The following is a 24843-nucleotide window of genomic DNA, read 5'->3' on the forward strand; positions in this document are numbered from 1 at the left end:
TTGAACAATTTCATTTTGTCGGTATAGACTAATACGTCTTAGGTGATCTTGAGTTAGGTAGGAGGTGTCACGGGATTGGGTGGTTATTATGGTGTCTGCAAAAGATTAGTGGCAATCTCAGTGATATAAAATAACCCTATTTGCCTATTATTTGATCTTTACTTCTCATTTTGTTAAAATGCTGTTATATTTTGTCTCTGAATGTGAATTCTTATTAAAATATTGATCTCATGTGGAATACTAGGGCTTTTATTTTTTGTATTGCTTTGTTGCAAACTTTGCAAGCGCTTTCTCAAGATACTGAAATAGTGTATCTCTCCGGTGTAGATGCCGATCATACAAAAACTTGGGACTTTTACTGTACCGATGGACGCAACAGTGGGAAGTGGTCGACTATTGAGGTGCCCTCTAATTGGGAATTACAGGGTTTTGGGACCTATAATTATGGCCATGATTGGAAAGATGAAAACAAAAAATTGGGTCAAGAGCACGGCTTGTATAAAACCAGTTTCGAGGTTCCTGAGGATTGGAGGGGTAAAACCATCAATATAGTATTCGACGGTGCCATGACGGACACTAAAGTGGAAATCAATGGCGTTCAAGCAGGGCCCATACATCAAGGGGGATTTTATCGATTTAAATATGATATTACAGATTTGGTCAAGTATGGTAGTTCTAATCTCTTGGAGGTTGATGTAGCCAAGCATTCCGAAAATGAATCGGTGAATGAAGCAGAGCGACGGGCTGACTTTTGGATTTTTGGCGGTATTTTTAGACCGGTTTTCTTGGAGGTTTTGCCCGGAATTCATATGAATAGAGCGGCCATTCATGCCAAGGCTGAAGGAGAATTTGAGGCCTTGATTTCTCTCAATCAACCTGCAGGTTCTTACGATGTAGAGGTCGACCTCTATGATGTCAATGGAAAGGAGAAATTGGGACAGGGTCTGGTGTTTTCTTTAAAACAAGGAGAGGATAGCCATACTATTGAAGGGAAGTTTGATAATGTTGAATCTTGGAATCCCGAACACCCTCACCTCTATACCATGGAGATTACTTTGAAGGATGGAGATCGCGTGTTACATGTTGTTCGAGAGCGAATTGGATTTAGAACGGTCGAACTTAGGAAACACGATGGTTTTTATGTCAATGGCCAAAAAGTTGTTTTTAAGGGAGTTTGTAGGCATTCATTTTGGCCAGAAACAGGTCGATGTTTAAGTGATGAGAATAATAGAATGGATGTTGAATTGATGAAGGATATGAATATGAATGCGGTCCGTATGTCTCACTATGTTCCCGATGAAAGATTTTTGGAACTTTGTGATTCGCTTGGATTATTTGTATTGGATGAGGTTACAGGTTGGCAAGATGGTTACGATACGGTAGTTGGGCCTCAATTGATTGCGGAAACGATATTGAAGGACGAGAACCATCCCAGTGTTGTGGTGTGGAATCACGGTAATGAAGGTGGCTGGGATATGGCCAATGAAAAGTGGTTTAATTATTACGATATTCAGAAGCGCCCTGTAATATATCCGTGGTTATTGAGAAATGGAGTAGATAGTCATCATTATCCCGAATATAGGTATGGAATTAGTCGAAAGGTGGCAGGTAATGATCCATTTATGGCGACGGAGTTGTTGCATGGTCTCTATGATGGAGGTATTGGTGCCGGCTTGGAAGAATACTGGAGGAATTACGAGTCCAGTCCTTTGCTGGCAGGGGGATTTCTTTGGGTGTTTTCTGATGAGGCGGTATTGCGAACAGATTTACCGGGCAAGGTCTATGATGCCGATGGCAATCATGCACCAGATGGTATACTGGGACCTCATCGGGAAAAAGAAGCTAGTTTTTATACGGTAAAGGAGATTTGGTCTCCTGTGCAAATAGATCCAGTAACGATAAATACTAAGTGGAACGGTCAACTTATTCTAAAAAATAAATTTTTCTATACCAATTTAAATCAATGTAGTTTTACTTGGAGGGCATTGCGTTCAGATGTTGGAAGTGTGAAGAAAGAAGTGGTTGGAAAAGGACTGATAAAGTCGCCTAATGCCGAACCGGGTGAAGCAGTAAAGGTGAGCTTAAACCTCGGAAATGCACTTCAAAAGGCTGATGTCTTTGAATTTACAGCCGTTGATCATGAAGGTCGTGAATTGTATACATGGTCATGGCCGGTATTGCAACCTGAAGAAAAAGCGGCTCAATGGATTCAGGGTAGTAAAGCTGTGGAAAGTGCTATTTCGAAAGTTCATGTGACCGAATCTCAAAATACCCTTTTGGCGAAAGCCAATAATGTAGAGATATTACTGGATAAGAATTCGGGTAAGTTATTGACTGTGACAAATAAGGGGAAGGAGATTTCTTTTAATGGAGGCCCTGTGTCGGCTGGTATCAGTTCGGAAATAATTGGTCATCAATGGTCCTTTGATGAAACGGGTTCTTTTGTATTTCAAATAGATAGGGAAGGTTATCCAGACCGAGTGATATGGAAGCTCGATGTGGATGGATTGTTGTATATGGAGGCCAGTGGGCTACAGCAGAAGGTCATCGATGTTGAGTTTTTGGGATTGTCGTTTAATTATCCTGAAGAAAAATGCACAGGAGTTCGATGGATGGGTAAGGGCCCATATCGAGTTTGGAAAAATAGAAACAGTAGCTATAATATGGGGATTTTTCAAAAGGCTTATAACAATACCATTACAGGGGAGAGTTTCAACGATTTATTGTATCCCGAATTTAAAGGCTACCATGGAGATTTGTATTGGATGACTTTAGAAAATACAGAATCTGAATTTACTATTGTTTCTGGCACGCCTAATCTGTTTTTTCAATTGTTTACACCGGCTGCTCCGAAATTGGCCAATCGCAATATTCATCCTCCATTTCCAGAGGGAGATATTTCCTTTTTGTATGAAATCCCGGCAATAGGTACTAAGTTTAAAAATCCAGAAAAATTGGGACCATTAGGACATAAAGGATTTTATTCTAAACATGGAGGAGATGAATTTTATCCTATAAAACTGTGGTTTGATTTCCGAAATGACTGAGCGAAGTTGCCTTTTATACGAATTATATTTTATAATGACGGAAAAGATTTCGAGACAACTGAGCAGGATGCGTAGCATTGAAAGTCGTAAATCGACTTTCAGCGAGGGAGCCGTGAGCTCAGTCTCACGGGAGGGTTGGCCGTTTGACGAGGCTACGACTGAATATAACTGAATGAAGTCACATAGTGACCAAATACCCTCAATAGGTATTTGATGAGGGCACCAATGCCACCGCGCATTGGGTGGGAGAGGAAAGAACCATTGACCGTAAATCGGTCAATGATGAAGGAGCCAAAACCTCCGTGTTCCGGGTGGGTGAGGAGGTCACTATGTCGTGGCGTAATTTCTATTAAATTTTTAGGGTGTAGAGACGCAAAATCTTGCGTCTCTACCGCAATAAATCCGAATATTCCCGCCAATTATAAATGTATTTCGTATTAATTAATAAACCACCCCGTCAGTAAACTGACACCCCTCCAGAGGAGGGGAATTGTCTCTACAATAAATTACTATATTACCGTCAATTATAAATGTATTGGGGTATTAAAATCTACCATCCACCACCTAAAGCCTTGTACAGGGATATGACGGCCGACCATTTGTTGAGCTGAGACGATACAATATTTAATTCAGCTGAAAGTTCTTGATTTTGAGCTGTTAAGACTTCCAAGTAATTGGCAAGACCATAGTTTAATAATTCAGTAGAATATTCACTAGCCTCCGATAGAGCTTGGAGTTCCATGGCTTGGTAGTTGCGTTTTTCATCTGCGGCATCTGCATTGGTTAGGGCGTCTAAAACTTCCTTAACGGCATAAATGTATTGGTTCTCGTAATCCAATATAGCCTGTTGATATTGAAGTTCTGAGACTTCTAATCTGGTTTTATTCACTCTTTTATTGGCCAAAGGTTGGGTCAATCCTGCGGCTAAATTGGCAAAAATTGAATTGGGACTCAGTAATTTAGCTATATCTAAACTTTCAAAACCCGTACTGGCCGTAAGATTGAGGCTGGGGTAAAAATAACTCCGAGCCACATTGGTCAATTCAAAGGTCGATCGAATATTATACTCTGACATTTTAAGGTCAGGTCTGTTTTCTAACAGTTGAGCAGGAATTCCTATGGTCAAAGCAATGGGAAGGTCAATCTGGTCGATTTCACTTCTTTCAATGACTTGGTATGGTCTACTCAATAAGGCATTTAACGTATTTTCATTTAATTGGATCTCCTTGTTGAGATCTACTAAGATGGCTTGTGATTGATAGAGTTGCGCCTCAGTTTGTTTTACTGCTACTTCGGTAACCAATCCAGCATCCTTCAAGGCTTGAATGGTCTCAATACTCTTTTTCCTATTTTGAATGGTGCGCTCAGTAATTTTCTTTTGCTCGTCAAGGGCTATTAGTTGAAAATACAGGGATGCAATATTGGAAATCAAGGTGGTTTGAGCCCATTTAACAGAAGCTTCAACCCCGAGATAGTCGGCTAAGTAACTGCTTTCTTGTGCCTTTAATTTGCCCCATATATCAGCTTCCCAAGAGGCTGATACGCCGAGTTGGTATGATTGAACAATTTTATTTCCTCCTAAGAAGGATCCAAACTGAGAGTTGTTTGAATTCTTTAAAAAACTCGGTTGAAGAGTGGCATCAACATTGGGTAAATAAGCGGCCTTTCCTTGAAGATAATAGGCGTTGGCGATGTCCATGGCTTGCATAGCCATGGCTAGACTGTAATTGTTTTCTAGTCCTGTTTCAATAAGGTTTAGAAGAAGGCTGTCCTTAAAAAATTCATCGATGGTCATATTGGCCATGGTTGAAGTATCGATATTGTACTCAGACCATGGGAAGGTCTCCGTTAATGGTTCGGGACGATGTTCTGAGAAATCTTCTGTGATTTTACAGCTATATAAAAAGGACAATAAGGTTAATAGTACGAAATAGTTTCGCATGAATATTAATTTTCTTGTTGACTAAGTTGTTTAAGGGATTCTACTGCTTTGGGCTTACCTGAAATTTTTTCATGCAACCATTGAAAGACGACAAATAAAACGGGAATGACAAAGACACCGAGGACGGTTCCTATCAATAATCCTCCTGCAGCTCCAGTTCCAATGGATCGATTGCCCACGGCACCTACTCCATTGGCAAAAACCAATGGCGACAGCCCCAGAATAAAGGCAAATGAAGTCATTAGGATGGGGCGTAATCTCGATTTGGCACCTTCTAATGCGGCCTCAGTTAATGACAATCCCTGCAATCTCCGTTGTCTGGCAAATTCCACTATCAGTATGGCATTTTTCGCCAATAATCCGATTAGCATTATTAGGGCTATCTGAAAATATATATTGTTTTCAAGATCCATAACCCATGTAGAGAAGAATGCCCCCATAATACCAACTGGTAAAGAAAATAATACCGAAAAAGGTAATAAGTAACTCTCGTATTGGGCTGCTAAAAAGAAGAAAACAAATACGATACAGAGTCCAAAAATGATGGAAGACTGACCTGCTGATGCTATTTCTTCACGAGTAATACCGGAAAAAGAGAAATCGTATCCCTGAGGTAATGTTTTGGCCGCAGTTTCTTCAATTATTCGGATAGCATCTCCAGAACTAAATCCCGGTCCTGCTTGACCTGATATAGCTACAGAATTGAAAAGATTAAATCGATTCACTGATTGTGGACCATAAATCCTTTCGAGATCGATAAACTCTGTAATGGGCGCCATCTGATTTTCATCGTTTTTAACCATCATTTTGTTTAAATCATCCATCTTGGCTCTATCTGATGGTGGAGCTTGCACATAGACCCGGTATTGCTTCCCGAATCGACTAAAATCGGCTGCGTAATATCCCCCAATAAATCCTTGAAGGGTAGTCAGTATAGAATTGATACTTACACCGGCTTCTTTGGCCTTAGGAACATTGACATCAATTTGATATTGAGGAAATTTGGTACTAAATGGATTGGAGGCAAAAGCAATTTCCGGATTTTGCATGAGTTCACCTACAAACTGACTAGCTGTTGCGTCTAGGTCTGTAAAACTACCACCAGTTCTATCCAGCAACTGAACTTCAAAACCGTCAGCAGATCCAAAACCTCGAACACTAGGAGGAGTAAAGAAAATAACTTTAGCATCGGAAATTTTGCTACTCAATTGATTCAATTGTTTGATAATACCATTCACAGATGATGATTCATCTTGTCGCTCAGACCAATCTTTAAGCAGTATGAAGCCCATGGCATATGAACCTCCTCCTCCAGAGAAAAAGTTTCGACCAGCAATAACGGTTTTCCCTTTGACATCTTTCAATTCGTTGATATAGCCATTGAGTTCTTCGATAACTTCATATGAGCGATCAAATGTAGCCCCTTCTGGCAATTCGATATTGACGAATATTACCCCTCTGTCTTCTGAGGGAATAAAACCAGATGGAGTGTTTTCGTTGAACCATAGAGTGGAAGCAACGGCAAGTAAAATAAAAACGCCGGTGATCCATTTGAATTTAATAAGGACTCCAAGTATTCTCACATATTTATCCCGCATTGCATTGAAGGCCATATTGAAAGCGTCGTAAAACCGTTGGAAAAAACTTCGATGTCCATTTTTCTTTTTCTCTGCATGTTTGCGTAAAAATATAGCACAAAGTGCAGGACTCAAGGTCAATGCATTGACGGCTGAAATTAGAATGGCGATAATAAGGGTAACCCCAAATTGCTGATAGAATACTCCAGCCGATCCCTTCATAAAGGTTACGGGAACAAATACCGCAGCCATTACCAAGGTTATGGAAATAATGGCGGTAGCTATTTCACTCATAGCAGTTTGGGTCGCTTCTTTGGCATCTTCAACACCGTCTTCCATCTTGGCGTGAACCGCCTCCACCACTACAATTGCATCATCCACAACAATCCCAATAGCGAGGAGGAGGGCAAATAAGGTTAATAGGTTAATGGAAAATCCTAAAATATTGAGAAAGAAAAAAGTACCAATGATGGAGACAGGGACTGCAATGGCCGGGATTAAAGTGGATCTAAAATCTTGTAAAAAGATAAATACCACTAAAAACACCAACAAAAAGGCCTCTATTAAGGTGTGTATAACATTGTCAATGGACGCACTTAGAAAGTCGTTGACATTGAAATTGATTAGATATTTCACTCCTGGTGGAAATTCCTTTTGCAATTCTTCCAATCGGTTTTCAACTTCTAGAATGATTTCCTGGGCATTTGAACCAGGAGTTTGAAACACTCCAAAATTAACTCCAGGGTGATTGTTGGCTATGGCTTTGGTGCTATAGGATAAAGCGTCTAATTCTACATCAGCCACATCCTTTAATCTTAGAAATTGACCGTTGTCAAGGGATTTAATAATAATGTCTTCATATTGACTGGCTTCTTTAAATCGACCGGGATAGCGCAGTACGTACTGAAAGGATTCACCAGCATTTTCACCGAGTGATCCCGCAGCCGCTTCCAAACTTTGTTCGTTAATGGCTGCTATGACGTCGGTAGGTGCCAATTTATAGGCAGCCAAACGATCGGGTTTAATCCACACCCTCATGGCATAGGTTTTTCCACTGAATGTATTGACTTCTCCTACTCCGTCTATTCTCTGAAGTTCCGGGATGACATTGATGTTGATATAGTTGTCTATGTATTTTTCATCGTAATCGGGATTGGTTGAATAGATGGCTGCATACATGAGGGAACTCGTCTGTTGTTTCTGGGTGATGACCCCACTTTGAACAACTTCTCGAGGCAATAATGCATTGGCTCGAGATACGCGATTTTGTACGTTTACTGCCGCAATATCTGGATCAACATCTTGTTCAAAGAATACATCAATAGTTGCTGTTCCTGTATTTCCAGCGCTAGAAGTCATATAGGTCATTCCTTCAACACCATTGATTTTTTCTTCGATGGGGATGATGACACTTTCGAGTACGGTCTGAGCATTGGCTCCAGGGTAATTAGCGGTAACTCTTACAGTTGGGGGAGCAATTTCTGGATATTGAGTAACGGGCAATGTGGACAAACCCAAAACACCCAGGATAATTAATATAATGGATATGACTGTCGATAAGACAGGTCTATTTATAAATTGATTGAGCATGGATTATTATTTATTTGAATATTGGATCAATGGTGTTGGCGAGGTCTTCAAATTTTGTTATTTCCGGTTTGATAACCATTCCGTTTCGTACTTTACTTACTCCTTTAGCCAATATTTTATCGCCTTTTTTAAGACCTTGTGATACGAGAACGGCTCCATCTACAATGTCTATATATTCAATTGGTGTTGAATACAGAGAGTCGTTTTGTCCCAATACAAATACAAATTTTCGTCCTTGGTTTTCAAAAGTAGATCGTTCTGGAACCAATAGAGTAGCTGTGTAATGTTTGGGTATGGATATAATACCACTGCTCCCCGTTCGCAGTTGGTTCTCTGGATTGGGAAACTTCGCTCTAAAGTTTATGGTTCCGGTCTGTGGATCTATTTGTCCAGTTACTGTTTCTATTTTTCCACTGTGGGCATAGGGCTTGCCATTGGCTAAGGTTAAATTTATATCCGGCATCGATTTGATTTTCTCTTCTACATTGTCACCGGGAACCGATTCGATAAAATCCAAAAAGTCCTTTTCATTCATTCCAAAATAAGCATAAACGCTGCTAATATTGGATACTGTAGTCAGTGGCATGGCTTCAGATCGGCCTACCAAGCTACCTTTTCGATAGGGCAGTGCGCCGACTATCCCATTTACTGGACTGACGATATTGGTGTATCTTATATTTTCTGATACACTTTTGTAATTGCTCTTACTTTGTTCTAATTGGGATTGAGCAGAAGCGAGATTGGCTTCAGCTGTTTTAAGTTGTACATCACTGATAATGCCTTTGTCAACCAATGGTTTTAGCTTATCTACCTCCACTTGAGCTATATTTACTTGGGCTTCGGCAACTTTTATTGAAGATTCGGCAGCATTGGCATTTTGGGTTAGGGTTTGGGTCTCTAATTTTAATAACGGTTGTCCTCGTTTAACAACAGTACCCTCATCTACGTATATTTGCTGAATATAGCCATCTACTTTAGCTCGAATTTCAATATTTTCAACACCTTCGAGGCTGGCAGGGTATTCATCCTTGCTGCTGATGTCTCGCTGAGGAACTTCAATCACGGGATAAGTGGGGATTGATGGAGCTTGACTAGGAGTATTTATTTTTTCGTTGGACTGACAGGATAAAAGAAGAAAAACAAAGCCAAAAGTTAGTAGATGATTAAAAGGAAAATTTCCAATTCGTTTCATGTTATATATTCTATTTTATGAAGGTCAATGACATCATATTGGAATTCAAATTAATTTAAAAAAATTAAATTTTTTTGACACTTCCAAATGGAAAAAAATGTTTAATTTTTGCAAGATCAAAGGTAAACATTATGGTCGTCAAAGGGTTTTATCTGTCAGCTATAATTTTTCAACATTAACACTTTGTCTTCTATTGTTAATGTTTTGTAAATGTTTCATTTTCAGCTATATTGTAAAACGATCTTCATTTTTCCGAGATAAAAATTATATGCCCTTTTGAATTGTTTTTTTAACTTAAAAGACCGATGTTTTCCAATAATGTGTAAAATGTCCTTAGTTTGTAAATTGAGGATGTTTTTGAATAGAGAACAATCTCATTTGCCAATTGGTGAATTACTATTACTCGATTATCATAATCAAATAAAGGTTTGCTAGGTTTGTATTATGACCAATTCAGCCTTAGTAGTTATTTTTTCTTGAAAAAGTATTTTAAATTTCCTTTGTCATTGGGCATATGAAGTTCAAAATGATGAGAAGTAATGTTGTAAATATATCCAGTTAATTCAGTATGTGGATTTTCTGGCAAATTTTTGAGATTGGTGATAAATTGATATTTAGCTTCTTTGTAATATGGGCTCCATACATCTAGGTAGTGCATTTCCCAATCTCCCCATTCATCCTTGTCTGGAGTTTTGTAATGAATTCGACCATCTAGGTAAAGATCAATTTCAATGTTACTGAGATGTGATGGGAGATTTTCTTCCTTAAGTGAACCTTTGCTGGTATAGGTGATAGTTTCTATTATCCACTGCCCAGCTAATCGATCTTCTTTAAAATAAGTGTCGGTATCGGTAATACAGGCGAGAAATAAAAGACATAATACTGGAATAATAAAGTATAATTTTAACATATATCCTAGACCTTTATTTTATTAATTATTGACTTTGCCTGCTGCTGCTCATAAAAATTCGAGAAGCGCAATCCGAAGATAAAATACCTGTGTTAAATATTAAAATTTAAAAGTCGATTTTATTAAAAATTGTTATTTCTAACATGGTGTATATTGAGGTGTATAAGTAGTTTTATTAAAGGGATAAATTATAAAATTTAGCAGGTTGGTTAAATATTTTTTACGAAATAAATGGTTTGTGGTTGTTTAAATTATTGATATATAGAGTGTAATGCCTTGATTTCACTTGTCTTTTATGATGTTTATGATTGTTTTGTTTTGAGATTTTGTTCATTTTGTGCTCTACAGAAAAAGTCGATTGAATTTTTATTCCAAAAATCATAAATAGCGACGATTTTAATATTTTAGGCTTGGGTATATGGCAATGTCAAAACAATAAATGGAGGATGGTTAAATGGTTGAAATTATTTTATATATTCAAGGCGGAATATGGATGGCGGGTAAAAGTTTTACAATTGTTCTTTTTGCCCAAATATTTAATAGGTGTTAATTGTTGGATTTTAAATTTGAAAGGTAGCATTTTGAAAGTTTGGAAATTATCTATTGAAATGTATCGACGACCGAGAATTCAGAATTGAAATGAGGTTGAAAAAACGATTGTAAAATGTAAATTAAGATGGTTCTCTATGGAGATTTAAGACATAGGTAGAAGGATTTTTTTGTCCAGCTTTTTGTATAATCTCAGACCATTGTTGAGAGGTTTGCTAAAGCGGATTTTGAAAACTTATATAAAAAAATAAATAGTTTAATAGTATAAACGGTGTTTTAGAAATGGATAAAATAGTGATGTTTAAAAAATTGATGAATTTATTTTTACTCATGGTGTTGACTGTTATGGTAAATGCTCAAAGTAATTCTTATGATATTGTAATATATGGAGGAACTTCCGCCGGTGTTGCAGCAGCAATCCAAAGTTCGCGTATGGGCAAATCGGTATTGTTAATTGAACCTAGTAATCGCATAGGTGGATTGACTACAGGTGGTTTGGGACAAACCGATATTGGCAATAAGATTGCGATAGGAGGAATATCGCGGGAGTTTTATGAAAATATCAAAAAATACTATGATAGACCGAGTAGTTGGAAGTGGCAAAAAAAATCGGAGTATAAAGATGGAGGACAAACGAGAACGGAAAGTGGAGAAGCATCGATGTGGACATTTGAGCCATCGGCTGCATTAACCGTATATAAAGAAATGATGGCCAAAGAGAAGATCGATTTGGTGTACAATGAACGATTGAATCGAAGTAGTGGAGTAGATAAAATCAACGGTCGTATTCAGTCTATAGCTATGGAAAGTGGAAAAGTGTATAGAGGTAAAATGTTTATGGATGCCACATACGAAGGCGACTTAATGGCAGCAGCAGGTGTGTCTTATACCGTAGGACGAGAAAGCAATGAGGAATATGGCGAGACGCTCAATGGTGTTCAGGCCAATATGATAAATCGATCGTTGACCGGACTGGTTTCACGCAATGCTTATAATCACAATTTTGTACAAGGTGTTGATCCCTATGTAGTCAAAGGGGATGAGAGCAGTGGACTTTTGCCCAATATCAATGAAAAGCCAGGATTGGAAGGTGCAGGTGATAAAAAAATTCAGGCTTATTGTTTTCGAATGTGTCTAACCGATCATCCAGAAAATAGGATTCCTTTTGAAAAACCAGGAAATTATGACGAGATCAATTACGAATTATTGATTAGAAATTATGAGGCGCGTAAAGGAGATATTCGGGATATGTATAGCTATGGCAATTCCCTATTGCCTTGGATTAACTCACCCATGCCGAATAGAAAAACAGATACCAATAACAAATTTGGTTTTTCAACCGATTATATAGGGAGAAACTACGAATATCCAGAAGCCTCTTATGAGGAGAGGGAAAAAATCGTAGAAGAGCATAGAAATTACCAAAAAGGTTTAATGTGGACCTTGGCCAATCATCCTCGAATACCTAAGGAAGTTCGCGATGAAGCATCGCGTTGGGGTACCACAAAGGACGAGTTTGAAAGTCCTGACGGATGGCAACAGCAATTGTATATACGGGAAGCTAGACGGATGATCAGTGATTACGTAATGACTCAACGCAATTGTGAAGCTTTGGTGATATGCAATGATGCCATTGGCTTGGCTGCATATGGTATGGATTCTCACAATGTTCAACGTTATGTAGATGCCAATGGTTATGTTCAGAATGAGGGCAATGTAGAAGCTCATGGTTTTAAACCTTATCCAATTAGCTATAAATCAATTGTGCCCAAAAAACAAGAATGTGAAAATCTTTTAGTGCCGGTCTGTGTAAGTTCTACTCACATTGCATTTGGATCTATTCGAATGGAGCCGGTATTTATGGTTTTGGGTCAATCTGCTGCCACTGCGGCTGCTATGGCCATTGATGGCCATTGTGCGGTTCAAGATTTGCCATACATGGGATTGAAAAATCAATTGAAAAAGGACGGTCAACGATTTTAATGAATACTAAAAATTTTAATATGAAAAGCAATAGGATACTTTTTAAAATTATTCCTTTTTGTCTATTTGCTATTGGTCTTATGATCAATGCATGCAGTGATGCGAATGATGAAATCTCCGATGGGAATACGGCAGATTTAATTATTTATGGTGGGACTTCATCCGCTATTATTGCTGCAGTAGAAGCCGCGGAATCAGGAAAATCTGTGATCGTAGTGTCACCAGATCTCCATTTGGGAGGATTGACTTCTGGTGGTTTGGGGTGGACAGATACTGGGAACAAGGCCGTAATTGGTGGTTTGGCTCGACATTTTTATCATCGAGTGTACCAGCATTATAATAAGGAAGAAGCTTGGAAATGGCAGCCAAAATCTGAGTATGGCAACAAAGGTCAAGGCACGCCGGCTATTGACGGAGAAAATAGAACCATGTGGATATTTGAACCCCATGTAGCAGAGCAGATTTATGAAGATTTGATTTTGGAACATAAGATTAGAGTGGATCGCGATGAGTGGTTGGATAGAGAGAGTGGGGTGAAGGTGGACAATGGTCGAATTCAATCAATCACCACATTGAGTGGAAAGACCTACATCGGTAAAATGTTTATCGATGCTACTTATGAAGGTGATTTAATGGCTACAGCAGGGGTGAGTTATCACGTAGGAAGAGAAGGACGCGATGTATATGGAGAAGAATGGAATGGGGTGCAGACCGGTGTATTGCATCACGATCATTGGTTTAAGTCAGATATTTCACCCTATGTAATTCCCGGTGATCCCAGTAGTGGTTTATTGCCCAAGATTTCTGCTGAAGATCCTGGGGAAAAACACAGTGGAGACAATAAGATTCAAGCATATTGTTTTAGAACTTGTATGACCAATCATGAAGCCAATAGAATGCCATTTCCCAAGCCGGACAATTACGATCCATTTCAGTATGAATTGTTGGCTAGGATGTTTGAAACGGGGAGAAAAGATTGGTTTAGAAAATTTGATCCTCTGCCCAATTACAAAACTGATACCAATAATCACGGACCATTTAGCAGTGACAATATTGGTATGAATTACGACTATCCCGAGGCCAGTTATGAGGATCGGAAAGCGATTATCAAGGAGCATGAAGACTATCAAAAAGGCTTATTGTATTTTGTAGCCAACGATGAGAGGGTGCCTGAAGATATTCGATCGGAAATGCAAAAATGGGGCCTGTCCAAGGATGAGTTTAAAGATAATGGTCACTGGCCTCATCAAATATACGTGCGAGAAGCTAGACGTATGATCGGGGAATATGTGATGACAGAAAACGAACTTTTGAAGAGAAAACCGACTCCGCAATCCATTGGTATGGGGTCGTATACTATGGACTCACACAATGTACAGCGTTATGTAAAGTCCGACGGTTTTGTCCAAAATGAAGGAGATATAGGTGTGAAAACAGATGGGCCCTATGAAATTGCTTTTGGTTCATTAGTGCCCAAGAAGGAGGAATGTGAAAATCTTTTGGTATCGGTATGTGTATCTTCAAGCCATATAGCTTTTGGTTCCATTCGAATGGAGCCTGTGTTTATGATATTGGGACAGTCTGCTGCTGCCGCAGCTGTAATGGCCATTGATGAAGGCATAGCGGTACAAGATGTGGAATACGATAAATTGAGGAGTGAATTGGAAGCCAAGGGACAGATTTTGACTCTAAATTAAGCCCGAATTTCTAAATTCATTGAATATAATACTGCGCTCTACTACTCAATTAGTGGGGCGCTTTTTCATTGTAAAACCATCAATAATGATGTTTTACTACTGCTGTTGTTGAAAATATTGGAGAATTATATATTTTATTTAAAAAACTGGAACTGGATATTTGAGTTCTTTTATATTTTCACAGCTTAGTGATTTTTAATGAGTTTTTCATCTGTTGAAACCGAATTGTTTTGATTTATATCTGTTGTATGATGTTGTAATACAATAGTTTGGAAGGATGTGTTTTTGTTAGGATTCTATTGATTCTCTCTGAAGATGAAATATGATTGATCTTTCAAATGATTAATATTCCAAAGAAAGCAGTTTTTAAATTGTTGGGTTTTATCCTAGGTAGACCAAATAATGCAATACATATAAGTTGTAATTTATTATATTGTGTATTTAAAATTAGCAACCTTAGTACAATGTCAAACCATCCTACAACATCTACTGCAGATGCACAACCTTCCCCAACACCGACAAAACAAAGATTAGAATCTCTCGATGCATTGCGAGGATTTGATATGTTCTTAATTATCGGAGGGACTGGTTTGATAGCTTCCTTTATTAAGGCGATGAATTTGACCTCATTGGATTGGATGGTTGCACAGTTTAAACACGTGCCATGGCATGGGTTGACGATGGAGGATCTTATTATGCCATTATTCCTTTTTATGGTTGGAGTATCATTGACATATTCTATTGCATCTTCAAAGAAAAAAGGGAAGTCAACTAAAGAAATATATCAAAAAGCCTTTAAAAGGATGATCGTCCTCAGTATCTTGGGTATCATCTTTAAGAACAACCCACTGCATTTTGATTGGGGAGAAATTCGATATGTCAGTGTATTGGGTCGAATTGGTGTGACAGGATTTTTTGCCTGTTTAATAATGATGAATTATTCCATTCGCGGTCAAGTTACATGGATAGGTGGTTTGTTGATTTTTTATTGGATTGCTTTATTGTTTATACCGGTTCCAGGTTATGGGCCGGGAGTATTGACTCAAGAAGGCAACATGGCTGGTTTTATTGACCGAATCATTGTTCCAGGGCGATTGAAAGATGGGAATTTTGATGAACTGGGTTATTTCGAACATATATCTTCCCTTGCCTTGGTATTGATGGGAGGAATTACGGCATATATTTTGAGGATTAAAGAGTGGACAGATTATAAAAAATTGACTTATTTGTCTGTGATTGGCAGTGGTTGTATTGTATTGGGATTGATATGGAGTTTACATTTTCCCATTAACAAGCACTTATGGTCTAGCTCTTTTATATTAGTAGCAGGTGGAATTAATTTTTTATTAATGTCTTTGTTTTATTTAGTTATCGATATTTGGAATTTTAAAAGATGGACCAAGTTTTTTAAAATTATTGGTATAAATTCCATCTTTATTTATTTGGCAACGGGATTAATTGATTTTAAATATACGGCCAACTATTTGTTTAATGGTTTTATTCAAATGGGGAGTCCGGAAATGCAGTCCTTCTTATTGCAGTTTTTTGTACTGTTATTGGAGTTTGGTCTTTTGTATTTCCTGTATAAAAAGAAGATCTTTTTTAAAGTATAATACAGCAATAATTTATCATAATTTAAACAGTAATACAACATGAAAAATGAAAACTTAAACCCCGGTTCGGCATCAGACCGACGGAAGTTTATGAAAACGAGTGCCACTGCGCTTGCAGGATTTTATTTTGTGCCTCGTCATGTAATTGGAGGGCCAGGATTTGTGGCGCCAAGTGACAAACTAAATATTGCCGGAATAGGAGCTGGTGGTAAAGGACATAGTGATTTAAATAGTTCTTATGATAGTGGCAAAGCCAATATAGCCTACCTATGTGATGTAGATGATCGACAAGCGAAAAGATCCATTGATAAGTATCCGAACGCAAAATATTATAAGGATTTTAGAAAAATGTTGGACAAGGAACACAAGCACATCGATGCGGTAACGGTTTCTACTCCAGATCACAACCATGCTGTTCAGGCTCTTAAGGCTATGGAAATGGGTAAGCATGTATATGTACAAAAGCCTTTGACTCACGATATTTATGAAGCTAGAACATTGACTGAGGCTGCTGATAAATACAAGGTGGTTACTCAAATGGGAAATCAAGGTTCATCTGGAGATGGTGTTCGCAAGATGATGGAATGGTATAATGCCGGTCTTATTGGGGAAGCCCATACGGTATATTGTTGGACCAATCGTCCAGTTTGGCCACAGGGTATTCCATGGTCAAAAGAGACGATTAAAGTTCCTTCCGAGTTAGATTGGAATTTGTGGTTGGGTACTGCTCCATATAAAGATTATGTTGATACCTTGGTGCCATTCAACTGGCGTGGATGGTGGGATTATGGTACAGGTGCCTTAGGTGATATGGCTTGTCACATTATGGAGCCTCCATTTAGAGTTTTGGACTTGGGATATCCTACCGAGGCACAGTGTAGTATAGGAAGTGTATATGTGGGTAATTTTGGAAGAGGATATTTCCCAGAGAGTTGTCCTCCTTCTTCACATATCACCTTGAAATTTGAAGGTAAAGAGTCTGATGTTGAGTTTCATTGGATGGACGGTGGTATTCAACCATCTAGACCTGCCGAATTAGGACCCAATGAAGTAATGGGTGATGGTGGCAATGGAGTAATTATTGAGGGTAGTAGAGGTAAGATGATGTGCGGAACTTATGGTAGAAATCCTAGATTATTGCCTACAGCATTGACAGACGCTATTAATATACCTGAGACTATAGCCAGAGTTGAAGGTGGAGCAGGAGGTCATCAAGCGCAATGGGTAGAAGCCTGTATTGCCGGATATGGTAGTGACAAGTATGAAGCTTTGAGTTCTCCATTCTCAGTAGCTGGGCCATTGACTGAATCTGTATTAATGGGTAACTTAGCCATTAGATCATACGATTATAGAGTTCCTGTGAAGGGTAAGAAAGATGATTATGATTATCCAGGACGAGGTATTACGCTTAAGTGGGATGGACCAAATATGAAGGTCACGAACTTTGAGCCTGCCAATATGTTTGTAAAACGAGACTATCGTACAGGTTGGTAATCTGTAAGTAATAGATGATAAAATAAGGCTCGGTCAATGATCGGGCCTTTTTTGTTTATGCGGTCCGAGTTGAGGGGTGATAAAATGTAATTCGTAATAATCTTTGAAGCTTTATATTAATCATCTCATGGTGTTTGAGATAAAGTTGTATTGTGAGTGTTGATTTAAAAAGGAAAATTCTTTATAAGATTGTCTTTTTAGGGAATGTTATCTAGAAGATACAAGTATTATTGAAATTTCAGGGTGGTTTTTTGCGAATTAAACCTAGTTGTGGATTAGGCTGACCTAGATAAAACCTGAGGTTTTTCAGAAAACATAGCTTTAGGCTTATGCGTCACGATATCGCGATATGTCCTTGGCTCGTGCTTCATCATCCGCTCAATCACGTGATAAAACAAGTTGCCCTCCATGTCACTTCGGTTCAGTCTAAAGAAATATTCATCCATATAATACTGTAAATGTTCAGCATGACCGTGGATTCCCCTCAGCCAATGCAATAGACCACAACCGATCCGATAAGGCATCACTAAAGGACGTTTACCTTTATTGGGTAAGACTGGCGTCATCCTAGTAAATTCATTTTGAAGAGGTCTAAACCCTACCCATCCCGTCGTTTTAATGGGAGCCACCTTGGCTACGTGATCATTGAAAATAATTCTAAGTTCCTTCGCACCTAGATTTTTTACTCTGTGACCATAGGTATTGCCCCGTCCACTGCCTTTTTTTTCATGGGCGAGCACGGCTAGCTTCTTCTTCACTACCTTCTCCCCTTTTTCAATGACGTTATTAACACCCAATTCACAGATTAAAATTTCGACTTCGTTAGCCATCCGATATTTCTTCCTACTGCCCATAGATTGCATGATCTTTTGCTTAAAAAGCCAGCATGTTTTTTGTCTTAAATCGAGTTTTCTGCTCAATTCAGTTGAGGCTATTCCCCGTTTATTCGTAGAAACAAAATACACGATATAAAAGGCCTTCATCAAACTAAATTTTACTTTGTGGAATAATGTGTTGGCTGTCGGCGATTCTACATAACCGCAAGCCGTACACCTGAGATTGTATTTCTTTCTTCCAGAACAGTACTTTTTGCGTTTGCAATGGTGACATTGATAACCGTTTTCCCATTTCTTGTCAAAGAGGTACTTCAAACAACTTTCATCATCAGGAAATTGCTGCTGGAAGTCAAAAAAAGACAAGGTTTTTGATATTGCTTCCATAATAATTATGCTTTTTCCTTAAAATACGAAAAAATATATTGTGATGTAAATGTGTGAAGCATAATTCTTGTAAATCATCGATTTCTACCACTTACCCTTCCTCTGCCATTTCCCAAACCTTACCACATACTCAATACTTTGACTTACATTTTTACACCTCCAATTCCTCAACCTTATTCTATGACGCATACCTTGTGTCTTTTCCATTTAATAATTCGTCTTGCATCCTCCGATGTATCATCTCTGAAACCATATAGATCAGGTCTTGAAGATTTAGGATAAATAACACAGAAATAGAGAGGACCTTAACCCGCTTCTAAACCTTTACTAAAAATATCAGACTGATGAATTTACCGTCGAGATAAAACATAGATTATTTTTTTATCCTATTACCAGACTTAAATTTACACTCACCATCTTTCAATATCTCAATATCTCAATATCTCATCCGTCTTATTCTCTTTAATCTAGGATACTATTCAATCTAAATAGCTGGATTATGCCTCCAACTTTATTTTAAAGATCCTTCGATAAGTAGTAAACCCATCATGACCATTTCCTTCTTCATTTTTTATTATTTTGTGTCAGATTTTAACCAATCACTTTGGCTGTATTCTAATTAAAAAGAGATCCTAATTATGGAAAATGAAATCTTAGATTATTTATCAGAATTTATTACCCTAAATGAGGAAGAACGCAACGCTTTACTTCAGTGTATTTCCATAAAAACATTTCCCAAAGGAAGTATCCTCATCCGAGAAGGAGATCTAGCTACTCATTCCTATTTTGTGATTGAAGGGTGTATTCGACAATATTATATAGAAGATGGAATAGAAAAGACAACCCATTTTTATACCGAAAATCAATCGACTCCCTCTTATTTCGTCAAAGAAAAGAAAACAACAGCTCAACACTTCTTGGCTTGTACGGAAAAAACCAAGGCCGCAGTCTGTAATGCCCCGGATGAAATGGCATTCTTTAAAGATAATCCAAGATTGGAATCATTAAGTAGAATGCTTACAGAACAAGACTTCGTAGATAGCCAAGAAGCTTTTGCCAAATTTGTTAAATCAACACCGGAAGAACGATATAAAGATTTATTGAAAAATAGACCTGACTTAATAAATCGAGTACCCCAATATCAACTCGCTAGTTACTTGGGAATTAAACCAGAATCATTAAGTCGGATCCGTAAGCGGTTAGCAAAATCGGTAAATACTGAGATCTAATTTGCCCTTGATTTAGATTGAAATAATAGATATAAACATAGGCCCACCTCTCCTATATCTGCCGGTAATGTAATCCATGATGTAAGAATTTGATTTAAATTCGGACTAAGAAAATAAATTGCGAAATCGATTAGATATCCTAAACATCCCAGCATTAAACAAATACCAAGGAATTTAGGGAAATTTTTTGATCGATAGACTAAATATCCAAGAGGCATCAACCACAACCCAAAGAAAATCTGCGCAATGTGGTATCCTTTTTCGTGCATGGTTAAATAAAATACAATTTGATTCTGAAGTGAAATAACATCGTTACCCTTAACGAGCTGGCCTTGTTCAATCAATATAATAGGAGCGTAGTGGTTGAGCATATTTATACACATGATTGCAACGGCTATCATAACAAAGAATATCATAGTGGATGCAATGTATTGGTCAATATGTTTGAACAACATAAATAGCACCATAGGCAATAAAAGATAGGCCGTTTGCATGATTAAGTCACTGATGAAACCATAGAGGTAGATTCGGTTTGAATCGACAATGTTTTGATACGTAGAGACCGCATCATCTGCTTGGAATATACTGCCTCGAACAAATAATTCGGCGAATATTCCACATATAATTACAATGAAATAGAGAATGCCGGCCAGACGAAAGAAGTTATGTTGTTTCTTCATGATTTTGTGGTTTAATGAGTGAATCTTTTGCTAATTATTCCATACTAATAAAGGAACTGTCTCCTTTGTGAATAGGGAATAGTGGTCTGCCTCTATGAATTATTATAGAAGTCTACACATTAATGCGTAATGGGAATAGTAAGTAATCTATGACAGATGGTGAAACATTAAATCCACCTTGATTTATCTGTCAAATAAGAGAGGAGAGTTCGGATACATTGTCACTCGATAGCAACTTAACATGTTGAGTGATTTTTTCGATCGGCCAATCCCACCATTTCAACTTCAATAAGATTTCAATCGATGGTTCAGAAAATCGTCGCCGAATGATCTTACCCGGATTGCCCCCTACTACGGAATAGGGAGGTACATCTTTGGTTACCACTGTGTGAGCCGCAATAATCGCCCCATCTCCTATGGTAATGCCGGGAAGTATGGTCGATTTATATCCTAACCATACATCGTTGCCAATGATGGTATTGCCTTTGTGAGGATAGGATTTTCCATCCATACTGCTTTCCCATCCATTATTGAATATGGCAAATGGATAGGCAGATATGGCTTCAGTTAGATGATTGCCACCGTTCATAATAAATTCTACATCCGATGCAATCATGCAAAATTTTCCAATAATGAGTTGATCCCCTAGGAAGTCAAAATGATACTTTACATTTTTCTCGAAATTATATACGTCTTCAAAATCATCATAGTAACTATAGTCCCCGACTATGATATTGGGATTCTTAACTATATTTTTGAGGAAACACAATTTTTTGTGGTGGTTTAGAGGGAAAATGGCGTCTTTGTTCGGTCCAGTCATCGGTTGAATTTTTGTGTGTAAAAATGGCTAATGTCAATATTATTAAATCTCCTCATTCCTGTCTCCACTTGTAATACATTTTTTATAAAGATCAATGTAAAATAGAATATTGTGATATAGTGTGATTAAAACCATGGGCAGAATGAATAGAACTTTCCGAAAAGTTAGTGATTTTAATGGAAATGTTCATTTTGTATTAAATCATTGTTTTTTTGTAATATAGATTCAAATAATGCCGTCGAACTATACTCTTGAATTTGGAAAAGACCGCCAGTGAATTAATTAAAATTCTGCTTTGACTATTTTTTCTATCAAAGTATTTCTCAATTTTCCCGTATCATCTTGTTGATTGGACAATGCGATTATTATTCCTTTGCTTTCTGGAGTGAATCCTATTAGGGCAGTAAACCCATCAATATCTCCTCCATGCCAATAAAAGGATTTTCCATCGATGTTGGATTTAAACCAAGACAGTCCAAATCCTGTATTCCCTTCGCTGACTTCTACATCGAAGATTTCAGCTTTCTCTGCAGGCGTAAACCAACTGTCTCCCATGACAGCGGCACAATAAAGGGCCATGTCTTCTACATTACTCGACCAATCTCCAGCTCCAAAAGCAATATTCATAGGGTAGGACGATACATTTTTTTCTTTATTATAACCCTGTGCGTGAAGGGGATTATCTATTTCATTTTGTCCTATTTCAGTGGCCGTCATCTGTAATGGAAGTAATATATGCTCCTCAATATATTGGTCTAATGAAGTGTTGGTTAAATGTTCAACGAGTAAACCAGCGATTAAAAAATTGGAATTGGAATATTGAGTTTTTCCCCCAGGTGAAAACAAGAGACCATTCTCTACTATATTCTCTGAGATAATGTCATAAATATCTTCAGGGCTAAAGAAACTCCCAGCTTTAGCTAGATATTCTACTCCGCCCAAGTAATCTGGAATACCGGATCGGTGGCTTAACAATTGTCTAATCGTTATCAGATGCCCTAGTGGAAAGTCGGGGTCAAAGTCACTTATAGGTTGATCGAAATCATTAATCAGACCGTCTCTCATCAATTGGACTACAGCCATACCAGTTAGAGTTTTACTGACAGAACCAATTCTATATTGGGTTTGGATATCGTTGGCTATTCCTGTTTCTCTATTGGATTGACCATATCCCCGCTTTAGTAGGGTTTGCCCGTTTTTAGAAATAAATACCGTACCGTTAAATTTCAAGTCTAATAACAATTCATGTGGATTGGTATATTCTATGGGGAGACTCATTATATCATCCTTACTGCAAGAGAAATAAAACGTGACCATAAATAGGATAATAGTCATTCTGATAGTTGCTAAAGATTTTATATAGGTTGACATTAATACATTGTTTAATAATTGAAATTGATTTGTTAAGGCTAAGGTAATTAGAGGGTTATGAAATGGATGGCTTTAGTAAGCAGACTTTCTTGCCATATGAAGATCTCTAAAATATGGATGATAAGTCCTTGAATGAAAGGGTTCATTTGACCACTGAGAAGATTGCGCAATATGGAGATTAAAATAGATAGTAAAATCATTGAAGAGTGAATTTAAAAATGGTTGAAATCTCTTGGAATGAGATGTTTAATGACTTATTTTTTAATAAATGGATTAGTTTTCCATGGTTTAGAAACCAATAGATTGATATTGAAATATCGATTATACAATTCACCAGTTTGTACCATATTTACCAAGCCATAATAGTATCTCACATCTAAAATGATTCTAGAATTTTTAATTTTAAATTCATATCCAGCACCTAAGTGCAAAGCGGCATCCCATCTTTTGTATCCCTCAGATCCACTGTTGAATGGCATCTTAAAAGATCTCGATGGACTTTCTTCCGTTTCAGCTGTGTGGATCTTTCCAGCCATATTAAGAGAAATAGATGGCCCAGCATTTAAGAAAAAATGACAATAGTGTAGCCGAGCCAATATGGGCAATTCTAGGACGTGGAATCTGGTTTTGGTGGTTTCAATCCCCGATGCATTGGATCCATCTAAGCGTCCTCCTTTCTCCATGTAATAAAATTCTGGCACTACAGAGAAATAAGGTGTGATACCCCCTTGGAAAGTAGCTCCTATCTGCCATCCCCATAGTTCATCCCTAAAGTCTTTAATTTCACTGTGGTTGTTGCCATAATGGAGTTTAGTTGGAGTGTAATTGATTAAAATGTCCAAATAAGACTCTTGAGCAAATGACTGCATGGAATTTAGACAAAGGCAGATAAATAAAAATTTTCGTATCATGATTATATTATTTAATAGTTTGGTTATAAACAATGATGCAAAACTAGAGTATGAAGATTTTCTATTTATTGACTTTGGTTAAGAAAACAGGGAAAATGGATATTTTACATATTTTATTTCACTTAAATTAAATTCTGTTTTTCGCAATTGACTGGCTCTATTCCATCTTTCCTTTGGTAAGTAGATTGTTCCAATTATGAATCAGGAAGGGCGTAAATGGAGTAATGATTTCATAATTATGAGGGCTAGTAAAGTCCATTTAGGACAACCTGATTCACAGTAGAAGAATACAAAGCTCTGAGTGCATTTGTTATTGGCGTAATTGTTCTCTGAAGGTTTTTCTTATTTTGGAGGAAGAATTACTTTAAATCTAAAGAATCTAATATGGAAGAATTGTTGACTGACATTGGCAAATGTGTACACTGTTTGTCTTATTTGCCACATGGAGTCCGTCCAGTTTTGACGGCCAGCACTCATTCCAAGATTGTGATTATTGGTCAAGCCCCAGGACGAAAGGTACATCAATCTGGTATTCCTTGGGACGATAAAAGTGGAGATAACTTAAGGAATTGGTTGGGGATAGATAAGGAAACTTTTTACGATGCCCATAAGATAGCGCTGATTCCCATGGGATTTTGCTATCCTGGTACAGGGAAGTCTGGGGATCTACCACCTAGAAAAGAATGTGCCCCTCTATGGCATCAACGATTGTGGGATGAAATGCCCTCTGTAGAACTCACCATCCTCATCGGTCAATATGCCCTTAAATACTATTTGAAAAATAAGACCAAAAAAAACTTAACCGATACAGTTTTACACTTTGAAGAATATTTACCCCAATATTTTGTGTTGCCCCATCCTTCTCCGAGAAACAATATATGGAAGGCTAGAAATCCATGGTTTGATGAAACCGTTCTTCCCCAACTGCGAAATAGGGTGGAAACTATCCTTCGATAATTTCATAAAAATGTTACATTGATGTTGTTTTTAATTTGAGCCCATACCTAGCTTGCCGTAT

Annotated in this window: 17 protein-coding genes; 7 read left to right on the forward strand and 10 right to left on the reverse strand. The window is 37.8% G+C overall.

The features are described 5' to 3' along the window. Nucleotides 1-230 precede the first annotated feature (230 nt). On the forward strand, nucleotides 231-3047 hold the full coding sequence (locus tag LVD51_RS08870) for a glycoside hydrolase family 2 protein (RefSeq protein WP_236970865.1): 2817 nt from the start codon (nucleotides 231-233) through the stop codon (nucleotides 3045-3047). 152 nt (nucleotides 3048-3199) lie between these two features. On the opposite strand, the gene LVD51_RS08875 is transcribed toward LVD51_RS08870, so the two are convergent. The 5 genes from LVD51_RS08875 to LVD51_RS08895 form a co-directional block, all read right to left on the reverse strand. Continuing rightward, nucleotides 3200-3466 carry a hypothetical protein gene (locus LVD51_RS08875; RefSeq protein ID WP_236970866.1) on the reverse strand — a complete coding sequence of 89 codons (267 nt, stop codon included), beginning with the start codon at nucleotides 3464-3466 and terminating at the stop codon, nucleotides 3200-3202. Nucleotides 3467-3597: 131 nt separating this feature from the next. Then, complete coding sequence (locus tag LVD51_RS08880) at nucleotides 3598-4989, reverse strand: efflux transporter outer membrane subunit (RefSeq protein ID WP_236970867.1); 1392 nt, start codon at nucleotides 4987-4989, stop codon at nucleotides 3598-3600. 5 nt (nucleotides 4990-4994) lie between these two features. Further along, nucleotides 4995-8156: an efflux RND transporter permease subunit gene (locus LVD51_RS08885; protein WP_236970868.1), complete on the reverse strand. Its 3162-nt coding sequence runs from the start codon at nucleotides 8154-8156 to the stop codon at nucleotides 4995-4997. Nucleotides 8157-8166: 10 nt separating this feature from the next. After that, the gene (locus LVD51_RS08890; RefSeq protein WP_236970869.1) at nucleotides 8167-9348 is read right to left on the reverse strand and encodes an efflux RND transporter periplasmic adaptor subunit; all 1182 of its coding nucleotides are present in this window, start codon (nucleotides 9346-9348) and stop codon (nucleotides 8167-8169) included. Nucleotides 9349-9814: 466 nt separating this feature from the next. Next, complete coding sequence (locus tag LVD51_RS08895) at nucleotides 9815-10258, reverse strand: hypothetical protein (protein ID WP_236970870.1); 444 nt, start codon at nucleotides 10256-10258, stop codon at nucleotides 9815-9817. Nucleotides 10259-11104: 846 nt separating this feature from the next. On the opposite strand from LVD51_RS08895, the gene LVD51_RS08900 reads away from it, so the two are divergent. The 4 genes from LVD51_RS08900 (at nucleotide 11105) to LVD51_RS08915 (ending at nucleotide 17594) form a co-directional block, all read left to right on the forward strand. Beyond that, nucleotides 11105-12790 (forward strand): FAD-dependent oxidoreductase, encoded by a 1686-nt coding sequence (locus LVD51_RS08900; RefSeq protein ID WP_394803164.1) that lies wholly within the window; start codon nucleotides 11105-11107, stop codon nucleotides 12788-12790. An 80-nt stretch (nucleotides 12791-12870) separates the two neighbouring features. Continuing rightward, entirely contained in the window at nucleotides 12871-14487 is a 1617-nt protein-coding gene (locus LVD51_RS08905) for an FAD-dependent oxidoreductase (RefSeq protein WP_394803165.1), read from the forward strand. 464 nt (nucleotides 14488-14951) lie between these two features. Continuing rightward, nucleotides 14952-16100, forward strand: a complete 1149-nt coding sequence (locus tag LVD51_RS08910) for an acyltransferase family protein (protein WP_236970873.1) — start codon at nucleotides 14952-14954, stop codon at nucleotides 16098-16100. A 39-nt stretch (nucleotides 16101-16139) separates the two neighbouring features. Continuing rightward, a complete protein-coding gene (locus LVD51_RS08915) occupies nucleotides 16140-17594 on the forward strand; it encodes a Gfo/Idh/MocA family protein (RefSeq protein WP_236970874.1) in 1455 nt (484 codons plus the stop codon). Nucleotides 17595-17869: 275 nt separating this feature from the next. Here LVD51_RS08915 and LVD51_RS08920 read toward each other — a convergent pair whose 3' ends face one another. Continuing rightward, entirely contained in the window at nucleotides 17870-18814 is a 945-nt protein-coding gene (locus tag LVD51_RS08920) for a transposase (protein WP_236970875.1), read from the reverse strand. Nucleotides 18815-19452: 638 nt separating this feature from the next. Here LVD51_RS08920 and LVD51_RS08925 point away from each other — a divergent pair. Beyond that, entirely contained in the window at nucleotides 19453-20043 is a 591-nt protein-coding gene (locus tag LVD51_RS08925) for a Crp/Fnr family transcriptional regulator (protein ID WP_236970876.1), read from the forward strand. Here the strand turns inward: LVD51_RS08925 and LVD51_RS08930 are convergent. From LVD51_RS08930 to LVD51_RS08945, 4 genes are all read right to left on the reverse strand, one after another. Continuing rightward, nucleotides 20040-20723, reverse strand: a complete 684-nt coding sequence (locus LVD51_RS08930; RefSeq protein ID WP_236970877.1) for a DUF4386 domain-containing protein — start codon at nucleotides 20721-20723, stop codon at nucleotides 20040-20042. The two genes, LVD51_RS08925 and LVD51_RS08930, sit on opposite strands and share 4 nt — an antisense overlap. Nucleotides 20724-20913: 190 nt before the next feature. Next, nucleotides 20914-21543, reverse strand: a complete 630-nt coding sequence (locus tag LVD51_RS08935; protein WP_236970878.1) for a CatB-related O-acetyltransferase — start codon at nucleotides 21541-21543, stop codon at nucleotides 20914-20916. A 282-nt stretch (nucleotides 21544-21825) separates the two neighbouring features. Further along, nucleotides 21826-22914: a serine hydrolase domain-containing protein gene (locus LVD51_RS08940; RefSeq protein ID WP_236970879.1), complete on the reverse strand. Its 1089-nt coding sequence runs from the start codon at nucleotides 22912-22914 to the stop codon at nucleotides 21826-21828. A 254-nt stretch (nucleotides 22915-23168) separates the two neighbouring features. Next, nucleotides 23169-23825: a porin family protein gene (locus LVD51_RS08945; RefSeq protein ID WP_236970880.1), complete on the reverse strand. Its 657-nt coding sequence runs from the start codon at nucleotides 23823-23825 to the stop codon at nucleotides 23169-23171. A 384-nt stretch (nucleotides 23826-24209) separates the two neighbouring features. Between LVD51_RS08945 and LVD51_RS08950 the strand changes: the two genes are divergently transcribed. Further along, nucleotides 24210-24782, forward strand: a complete 573-nt coding sequence (locus LVD51_RS08950) for a uracil-DNA glycosylase family protein (RefSeq protein ID WP_236970881.1) — start codon at nucleotides 24210-24212, stop codon at nucleotides 24780-24782. Nucleotides 24783-24843 lie beyond the last annotated feature (61 nt).

This window comes from Membranihabitans marinus (assembly GCF_021729155.1).
Classification (GTDB): domain Bacteria; phylum Bacteroidota; class Bacteroidia; order Chitinophagales; family Saprospiraceae; genus Membranihabitans; species Membranihabitans marinus.